This window comes from Bradyrhizobium sp., from assembly GCF_017881085.1.
GTDB lineage: Bacteria > Pseudomonadota > Alphaproteobacteria > Rhizobiales > Xanthobacteraceae > Bradyrhizobium.
Map to the genome: position 1 here is coordinate 1 of NZ_JADGRI010000247.1, position 8223 is coordinate 8223.

The 8223-nt window shown below is 64.8% G+C and carries 7 protein-coding genes and 1 other RNA gene; 4 read left to right on the plus strand and 4 right to left on the minus strand.

All coding sequences use genetic code 11. From position 1 onward, the window contains the following. The 3 genes from hrpB to QZ213_RS20505 all read left to right on the plus strand — a co-directional run. Positions 1 to 2484: ATP-dependent helicase HrpB (gene hrpB / locus QZ213_RS20495; RefSeq protein ID WP_291687921.1), on the plus strand; the 2484-nt coding region annotated here is incomplete at its 5' end. 236 nt (positions 2485 to 2720) lie between these two features. Further along, entirely contained in the window at positions 2721 to 3242 is a 522-nt protein-coding gene (locus QZ213_RS20500; RefSeq protein ID WP_291687922.1) for a TIGR02281 family clan AA aspartic protease, read from the plus strand. 127 nt (positions 3243 to 3369) lie between these two features. Then, complete coding sequence (locus QZ213_RS20505; RefSeq protein ID WP_291687923.1) at positions 3370 to 4869, plus strand: phosphomannomutase/phosphoglucomutase; 1500 nt, start codon at positions 3370 to 3372, stop codon at positions 4867 to 4869. 136 nt (positions 4870 to 5005) lie between these two features. Here the strand turns inward: QZ213_RS20505 and QZ213_RS20510 are convergent, their stop codons facing one another. The 4 genes from QZ213_RS20510 to QZ213_RS20525 all read right to left on the minus strand — a co-directional run bounded on the left by QZ213_RS20510 (position 5006) and on the right by QZ213_RS20525 (position 8006). Beyond that, positions 5006 to 5509 carry an Lrp/AsnC family transcriptional regulator gene (locus QZ213_RS20510; RefSeq protein WP_291687924.1) on the minus strand — a complete coding sequence of 168 codons (504 nt, stop codon included), beginning with the start codon at positions 5507 to 5509 and terminating at the stop codon, positions 5006 to 5008. Positions 5510 to 5582: 73 nt separating this feature from the next. Then, positions 5583 to 6545, minus strand: a complete 963-nt coding sequence (locus QZ213_RS20515) for a sugar kinase (protein WP_291687926.1) — start codon at positions 6543 to 6545, stop codon at positions 5583 to 5585. A gap of 81 nt (positions 6546 to 6626) precedes the next feature. Beyond that, positions 6627 to 7577 carry an NAD(+) diphosphatase gene (gene nudC, locus QZ213_RS20520; protein ID WP_291687925.1) on the minus strand — a complete coding sequence of 317 codons (951 nt, stop codon included), beginning with the start codon at positions 7575 to 7577 and terminating at the stop codon, positions 6627 to 6629. A gap of 3 nt (positions 7578 to 7580) precedes the next feature. Continuing rightward, entirely contained in the window at positions 7581 to 8006 is a 426-nt protein-coding gene (locus QZ213_RS20525; protein WP_291687927.1) for an HIT family protein, read from the minus strand. Between the two features lie 128 nt (positions 8007 to 8134). On the opposite strand from QZ213_RS20525, the gene ffs reads away from it, so the two are divergent. Next, an RNA gene (gene ffs / locus QZ213_RS20530) (signal recognition particle sRNA small type) lies at positions 8135 to 8223 on the plus strand.

Consider the following 8223-nt stretch of genomic DNA (forward strand, 5'->3'; position numbering starts at 1 on the left):
CGCTCCTTCGATACGCCCTTACCCATCGACGTTGTCCTCGACGAGCTCGCGCGCGCGCTCGCGAGCCGTAACGTCGCGGTGCTGGTGGCGCCGCCCGGCGCCGGCAAGACCACGCGGGTGCCGTTGGCGCTGCTCGATGAACCCTGGACGAAGAACCAGAAGATCATCGTGCTGGAGCCGCGCCGCATCGCAGCCCGCGCCAGCGCCGAACGCATGGCCAAGACGATCGGAGAACGCGTCGGCGAGACCGTCGGCTACCGCGTCCGCTTCGGCTCCAAAGTATCGCGGGCCACGCGAATCGAGGTCGTCACCGAAGGCATCTTCTCGCGCCGGATCCTCGACGATCCGGAGCTGAATGGCGTCGCCGCCGTGCTGTTCGACGAGTTTCATGAACGCTCGCTCGATGCCGATCTGGGCCTGGCGCTGGCGCGCGACGCGCAAACCGGCTTGCGCGAGGAACTGCGCATTCTCGTGATGTCGGCCACGCTCGACGGCGCGCGGGTGGCAAGATTGCTCGGCGACGCGCCGGTGATAGCAAGCGAAGGCCGCGCCTTTCCGGTCGAGACGCGCTATCTCGGCCGCAAACCGGATGCGCCGCTGGAGCGGCAGATGGCGGATGCGATCGCGCTGGCGCTGCGCGCCGATCCCGGCTCGGTGCTGGCGTTCCTGCCGGGAGCCGCGGAAATCCGTCGCACCCAGAATTTTCTCGCCGAGCGCATCCACGACGCTGGCATCGAAATCGTGCCGCTGTTCGGCGCGCTGGAAGCATCCGTGCAGGATCGCGCCATCCAGCCGGCGCCGAAGGGCCATCGCAAGGTGGTGCTGGCAACCTCGATCGCGGAGACCTCGCTGACCATCGAAGGCGTGCGCATCGTGGTGGATTCCGGCGTGGCGCGGGTGCCGCGCTACGAGCCCGACATCGGGCTGACGCGGCTGGAAACTGTGCGCGCCTCGCGCGCGGCAGTTGATCAGCGCCGCGGCCGCGCCGGCCGTACCGAGCCCGGCGTGTGCTACCGGCTGTGGGACGAGCCGCAGACCGCGTCGCTGGCGGCCTACACCCAGCCGGAAATCCTGAGCGCCGATTTATCCTCGCTGGTGCTCGACCTCGCGCAATGGGGCGTCAGCGATCCCGCCACGCTGGCGTTCCTCGATCCGCCGCCGGCGCCCGCGCTGAAGGAAGCGCGAAGCCTGCTGCGCGAACTCGGCGCGCTCGATGCCGACGGCCGGATTACGGCGGAAGGCAAGAGTTTGCGCGCGCTGGCGCTGCCGCCGCGGCTGGCGCGGATGATCGTGGATTCGCAATCGTTGGGCGCGGGCGAGGAGGCCGCCGAAATCGCCGCCGTGCTCACCGAGCGCGGGCTCGGCGGCGACAGCGTCGATCTCGATTTCAGGCTCGACCAGTTCCGCCGCGACCGCTCGCCGCGCGCCGCCAGCGCGCGCGCTCTCGCCCAGCGCTGGGCCTCGCAGGTGGCGGCCACCAAAGGGGCGTCCGGCGTGGACACGTCACCCTCCACCGGCGTCATGCTCGCTTTCGCCTTTCCCGATCGTGTGGCGCGCAACCGGGGCAATGGCAGTTTCGTGCTCGCCAACGGGCGCGGCGCCGCCGTGGATCGGGCTTCGGCGTTGGCGCGCACGCCCTATATCGCGGTGGCGGAATTGACCGGCACCGCGGCCAACGGGCGCATCCTGTTGGCGGCGCCGATCACGCAAGCCGAAATCGAAATACGTTTCGCCGATCATATCGAGAACGCGGACGAGATTTCGTTCGATCGAGGTGCGCTTGCGCTGCGGGCGCGGCGCAAGAAGACGCTGCACGCGATCACGCTGTCGGAAGCGCCACTTGCGCTGCGGCCCTCGGCCGAGACTGCGCGGGTGCTGGCCGATGGCTTGATCTCGGTTGGTCTCGACAGATTGCCGTGGTCGAAACCGGCCAAGCAGTGGCGCGACCGGGTGATGTTCCTGCGCAAGGCCGAGGGAGAAGCTTCAGAACATTCCTGGCCTGATCTCTCGGACGATGGGCTAGCGGTACAGCGCGGGACGTGGCTGGTGCCCGCGCTGTACGACAAGACCTCGCTGAAGGAATTTTCGGCGGGCGATCTGTCGGACGCGCTGATGACGCTGTTGCCCTGGGAATTGCGCGCCCGGCTGGAGCGCGAAGCGCCGACGCATTTCGAGGCGCCCACCGGCACCATGCTTGCGATCGACTACGAGGCCGAGCAGGGCCCGACCATTGCGGTCCGGTTGCAGGAATTGTTCGGGCTCAACACCCATCCCACCATTGCCAAAGGCGCGATTCCGCTGGTGCTGGAATTGCTCTCGCCGGCGCATCGGCCGGTGCAGGTCACGCGCGACCTGCCGGGTTTCTGGCGCGGCAGCTACGCCGCCGTGCGGTCCGATTTGCGCGGGCGCTACCCCCGGCATCCCTGGCCGGAGGACCCCGCCAGCGCGATGCCGACCCGGCGGGTGAAGCCGCGGGGGACGTGAGGGCCACCACTTGTCGTTGCCGGGCAAAAGCGCGGAGCGCCTCTCCGCGGCAGATGACCCGGCAATCCATCCTTCGAGAAGGCTCTTTTTCGAAGATTGGTGGATACGCGGGTCAAGCCCGCGTTTGACGACCCGCCCCGTTAACGCTTCGCTCATCCTTTTCGTCAAAATGGCATCCTTAGCGGCCCGCGATCGGTCGCGGTGGTGATATTGTGGATCTGATCGGATGTGGCGTGATGCGTAACCTGATGATCTTTGCCGCCTTGATGGTCGTCCTCGGCACCGTGATGGCGCAGATGGCGGACAAGATGACGCCGGCGACGCCCGCCTTTGCCAATGCAGCCGCACGAAACACGGCTTCCGCCGAGACGGTGGGGCAGGGGGGATCCCGCAGCATGAGCATCCCCCGCGATGTCAGAGGTCATTTCCTCGCGGAGGGGCGGATCGACGGCCAGCGCATCGGCTTCATGGTCGATACCGGCGCATCCGTCGTGGCTCTGAACGAAACTTCCGCGGCGCGGTTCGGGCTGCGCCCGTCGCGGGGCGAATATAACGCCATCGTCACCACCGCCAACGGCACCATCAAGGGGGCGCGCACGCGCATCGCCTCGGTCGAGATCGGCGGGCTCGTGGTGCGCGACGTCGACGCCATGGTGCTGCCGGACGAGGCGCTGTCGGAAAACCTCCTCGGCCTGTCGTTTCTGTCGAAGCTGAAGCGCTTCGAATACGCCAACGGCCAGATAGTGCTCGAGCAATAAGGCTCCTGGCTGCCAATTTCCCCGATTAATCTAATCGCCACAAAACGGCCGTTTCGCCTTCCGTTGGGCCTGCGCATTCGCTATTGCTGCGGTGCAATTCCTTTCATTTCACGACAAGGCCATTTGAATGTTCCCAAAGCCGAAAGCCGCGCTGGTTCCCAATACCTACGCTTATGAATCCGAGCCGATGGTGAAGGCGACCGGGTTCCGCGAATATGACGCGCGCTGGCTATTCGGTAAGGAAATCAACCTGATGGGAGTCCAGGCGCTGGGCATGGGGCTGGGCGCGCTGATATCAGAACTCGGCGTCAAGCAGGAAGTCGTGACCGGCCACGACTTCCGCGGCTATTCGGCCTCGATCAAATACGCGCTGATCTCGGGGCTGCAGGCCGCGGGCTGCAAGGTGCACGACATCGGCCTTTGCATGACGCCGATGGCGTATTTCGCGCAATTCGAACTCGACGTGCCCTGCGTCGCGATGGTGACGGCCTCGCATAACGACAACGGCTGGACCGGCGTCAAGATGGGCGCCAACCGGCCGCTCACCTTCGGCCCCGACGAGATGACCCGGCTGAAGGAAATCGTGCTCAATGCCGACTTCAAGAACAAGGCCGGCGGGTCCTATCAGTTTCACGAGAATTTTCCGGCGCGCTACATCGCGGACCTGACAAAACGCCCGAAGCTGAAGCGCAAGCTGAAAGTGGTGGTTGCCTGCGGCAACGGCACCGCGGGCGCGTTCGCGCCGCAGGTGATGGAAGCGATCGGTTGCGAGGTCATCCCGCTCGACACCGAGCTCGACTACACCTTTCCGAAATACAATCCCAATCCCGAAGACATGGAAATGCTGCACGCCATCCGTGACGAGGTGCTCAGGCACAAGGCCGATGTCGGTCTCGGTTTTGACGGCGACGGCGACCGCTGCGGCGTGGTCGACAACACCGGCGAGGAAATCTTTGCCGACAAGGTCGGCGTGATGCTGGCGCGGGACATGTCGGCGATCCACAAGAATGCGCAGTTCGTGGTCGACGTTAAATCGACCGGGCTGTTCGTGACCGATCCCGTGCTGCAGAAGCAGGGCGCCACGACCACCTATTGGAAGACCGGCCATTCCTACATGAAGCGCCGCACCAACGAATTGGGCGCGCTGGCCGGCTTCGAGAAATCCGGCCACTTCTTTTTCAACAAGCCGTACGGCCGCGGCTATGACGACGGCCTGATCTCGGCGATCGCGGTCTGCGACATGCTGGATCGCGCGCCCGGCAAGTCGATGGCGGACCTGAAGGACGCGCTGCCGAAGACCTGGTCGTCGCCGACCATGTCGCCGCATTGCGCGGACGAGACCAAATACGGCGTTGTCGATGCCGTGGTGAAGCATTTTGAGGCGATGCAGAACAAGGGTGAGAAGGTCGCGGGACAAAGGATCCGCGATCTCGTCACCGTCAACGGCGTCCGCGTCACCGTCGAGGACGGCAGCTGGGGCCTGGTGCGGGCGTCTTCCAACAAGCCGGAACTGGTCGTGGTGGTGGAGAGCCCGGCCTCGGAACAGCGCATGCACGATTTGTTCGAGGCGATGGATTCGGTGCTGCGCACCCATCCCGAAGTCGGCGAATATAATCAGAAGATTTGAAGTCCTGTCGCGTCATTGCCGGGCTTGACCTGGCTTGACCCGGCAATCCATCCGCTTGGGAAAATGCCTTTTGTGAAGATTGATGGATACGCGGGTCAAGCCCGCGTATGACAACTGCGGTGGCGCAATCGCCTCGCTAAGCAGCCGCCGGGATCGGGAATGCCGTGACCGACTTGATCTTCTCCATCGCGAAGCGCGAGGTGACGTTCTTCAGCGGTACGGCGCTGATCAGCTTCTTGTAGAACACGTCATAGCCCTGCATGTCCGCGACCACGACGCGCAGCATGTAATCGACGTCGCCTGCCATCCGGTAGAATTCCATTACCTCCGGCATGGAGCTGACGGCGTCGGCGAATTTGCGCAGCCAGGCCTCGGAATGATCGGCGCTCTCGACCGAGACGAACACGGTGATCCCGAGCCCGATCTTGTTCTGGTCGACCAGGGCGACCCGGCGCAGTATGACGCCGTCGGCCTCCAGCCGCTGGATCCGCTTCCAGCACGGCGTCGAGGACAGCCCCACCCGGTCGCCGATCTCGGCGACGGAGAGCGAGGCGTCCTCCTGAAGGACCGTCAGGATCTTGCGGTCGATGGCGTCGAGGCGGCGATTGGGCTCATGGAGCTGAACGGCGAGATCGGTCATGAGAAGAACTTTGTTCCATTTATGGGGTTGAATACCCTCATATATAGAAAAATCTTCTAAGGCAAGCCCCCTCCTATTGCCCGGTCCGGACCGGGCTGGCCGGCTGGCCCTGGCTCAAAAGCTCCGTGACTTCAGCACGTTGCGGGGCGGCGAAGGCGCCGCCGAAGCGGGTGCATTTCAGGGCGGCGGCGGCCGAGGCAAACCGCAACGCGCCGGGAATGTCCTGCCCCTCGGTAATGGCGAGCGCGAAAGCGCCATGGAACACGTCACCGGCGCCGAGGGTATCCACGGTGTGGACCGGGAAGGCCGGCGTCTCCTGCAGATGGCCCTGCGCGTCGAGCCAGATCGTGCCTTTCGGCCCTCGCGTACCCGCCAGGAACGACGGCGTCAGTTTCGCGATCTTTTTCAGCGCCTGGCCGTCGTCAGTGACATCGGCGGTTTCCTGCAGCGGCTCGCTCGAGAACACAAGATGGGATGATGCGGTCAGCAACCCTTCCCGCAGCGACATCGCGCGGTCGACATCCACGATCACGGGGATACCGCGCCGGCGCGCCTCGGCGCACAAATCGGTGCAAAATCCGGCACAGCGGCTCTCGGTGAGGATGGCGGCGCAATCCTCCAGCAGCATCTCGGTGCTGGGCAGGTCGACCTTCCACAGCTCCGGATCCCGGAAGGTCACGATGGTGCGTTCGCCGCTGGGATCGACCATGACGGCCGAAATCGGCGTCACCAGCCCGGGCATATGGACGATGTGTTTGGTCTCGATCCCCTCATGGGCGAGTTTTTCGAAGATGAAGCGGCTCGATGCTTCGCGGGCGTCGCCCATCGGGCCGCAGATCGAGGCGCGGCCGCCGAGGCGGACGATTCCGATCGCGGCGTTGAGCGCGTTGCCGCCGCAGATCTCGTCGAAATGGCTGGCGTTCTCCTTGGAGCCGCGGGCGGGAACGCCGCTGACGCGAAAAGTCAGGTCACGGACCGGTATGCCGACGCAAAGGATGCGCGGCGGAATCTTCGGCGCAGCGGTGTGGAAGTTCATGCGGGGTTCCGTCATGCCGGTTCCGCCTGCTGCCGGAACCAATATCCCGCACTAATCGACTGGGCCATTAACCGTTCCCCGCTATGCGCGCGTGTTCTCTCCGCCATGCAGCCAGCGCCCGAGCAGATGATGGGCGATGGCAAACGGATGCGGTCCCGCCAGACCGTCGGGATGTTGCCGCTTGATCATCAAGGTCGCTTCCGCCCGGTCGAACCAGCGAGCATCCTCCAATTCCGTGCGGTCGACCACGATATCCTCGTTGGTGGCGCGCGCGGTGCATCCGATCATCAGGGATGACGGATAGGGCCAGGGCTGCGTCATGTAATAATTCACGTCGGTGCAGCGAATTCCGGATTCCTCGAAGATTTCGCGGCGGACGGCGTCCTCGATGGTCTCGGCGGCTTCGACGAAGCCGGCAAGGCACGAATACATCCCCGGCGGGAATTGCTTCTGCCGTCCCATCAGCGCCCTGTCGCCCGAGGTCACCAGCATGATGACGACGGGGTCGGTGCGGGGAAAATGCTCGGCCTTGCAGTTCGGGCATTCGCGCTTCCAGCCGCCTTCCCTCATTGCGGTGCGGGCTCCGCAATTGGCGCAAAAGCCGTGGCGCTGATGCCAGTTCACCATCGATTTCGCGATCGCGATCGCCGAGAGCTGGCCGGGCGGCACCAGGCCCTGCATCGCCATGCCGCGCAGTTCACTGACCTTGACGTCGTCACGCGGGAGCAGGCTTTCGACCGCTGCGGCCGAGATACCCATGCCGAACACCGGGGCGCCGTCGCGCAAGCCCAAGAAGATCGTGCCGGGATTGGCGCCGAATTTCAGCGCTTCGTCGATGCTCAGAAGCGCGCGCGGAGCGCCGGCGTCCTGTTTCACCACCAGCGAGTCGCGATGCACCACATAGGCGCGCGCGTCGCGACGGCCTTCCAGCGCCATCAGCTTCGTATCGTCGCCGCGCAGATGCGCGGCGCGGTCGAGGATATCGGTGACGAAGGCCGGCTTCCCGAGAGGAAACGAATCGAATGCTGTCATGTCCTAACCAAGCCAGATCTTGCGGCGAAGCGCGCTGATGAAATTCTGCACTTCCTCGGCGTCATGCGCCAGTGGCGGCATCACTCCCCAGACCGGACGCGGCCAGGCGACGTCGGTGGTGCGGCGCCCGATCACATGCACGTGCAGTTGCGGCACCGCGTTGCCGAGAGCGGCGATGTTCAGCTTGTCGCAGTGGGTGACCTCCTTGAGCGCGCGCGCGGTGCGGCTGATCTCGGTCATCAGTTGCGCCTGCTCGACCTCGTCGAGGTCGATGATCTCCACCGCGTCGGCGCGGCGCGGCACCAGCAACAGCCAAGGGTAATGCGCATCCTTGATGACGAGAACCCGGCACAACGGCAGGTCGCCGATGTCGATGGTGTCTTTCTGAAGCTGTGAATGCAGCGACCATGCGGGGGCGTCAGAAGGCATGCATATTTCCTCATCATGGCCGGGCATGACGGCAACTAATGCCTTTCCGCGTTTCTGCACAAGTCTGGCAAACCCCACCCCGTCCCGCTTGCTTTCCGGCCCTTTTGGCCCCAAATAGGGGCCGGGAGATTGGCGGTGGACGAGCCACTCGCCAACCGGGTCAGGTCCGGAAGGAAGCAGCCCTAACGAGGTCCGGATCGGGTCGCTCGTCAGTCTC

Bases quoted from the DNA above. Each gene is read 5' to 3' on its own strand.
- QZ213_RS20500 (WP_291687922.1), top strand. From the start codon at position 2,721: ATGCGTAACCTGATGATCTTTGCCGCCTTGATGGTCGTCCTCGGCACC.
- QZ213_RS20505 (WP_291687923.1), top strand. From the start codon at position 3,370: ATGTTCCCAAAGCCGAAAGCCGCGCTGGTTCCCAATACCTACGCTTAT.
- QZ213_RS20510 (WP_291687924.1), bottom strand. From the start codon at position 5,509: ATGACCGATCTCGCCGTTCAGCTCCATGAGCCCAATCGCCGCCTCGAC.
- QZ213_RS20515 (WP_291687926.1), bottom strand. From the start codon at position 6,545: ATGAACTTCCACACCGCTGCGCCGAAGATTCCGCCGCGCATCCTTTGC.
- nudC (WP_291687925.1), bottom strand. From the start codon at position 7,577: ATGACAGCATTCGATTCGTTTCCTCTCGGGAAGCCGGCCTTCGTCACC.
- QZ213_RS20525 (WP_291687927.1), bottom strand. From the start codon at position 8,006: ATGCCTTCTGACGCCCCCGCATGGTCGCTGCATTCACAGCTTCAGAAA.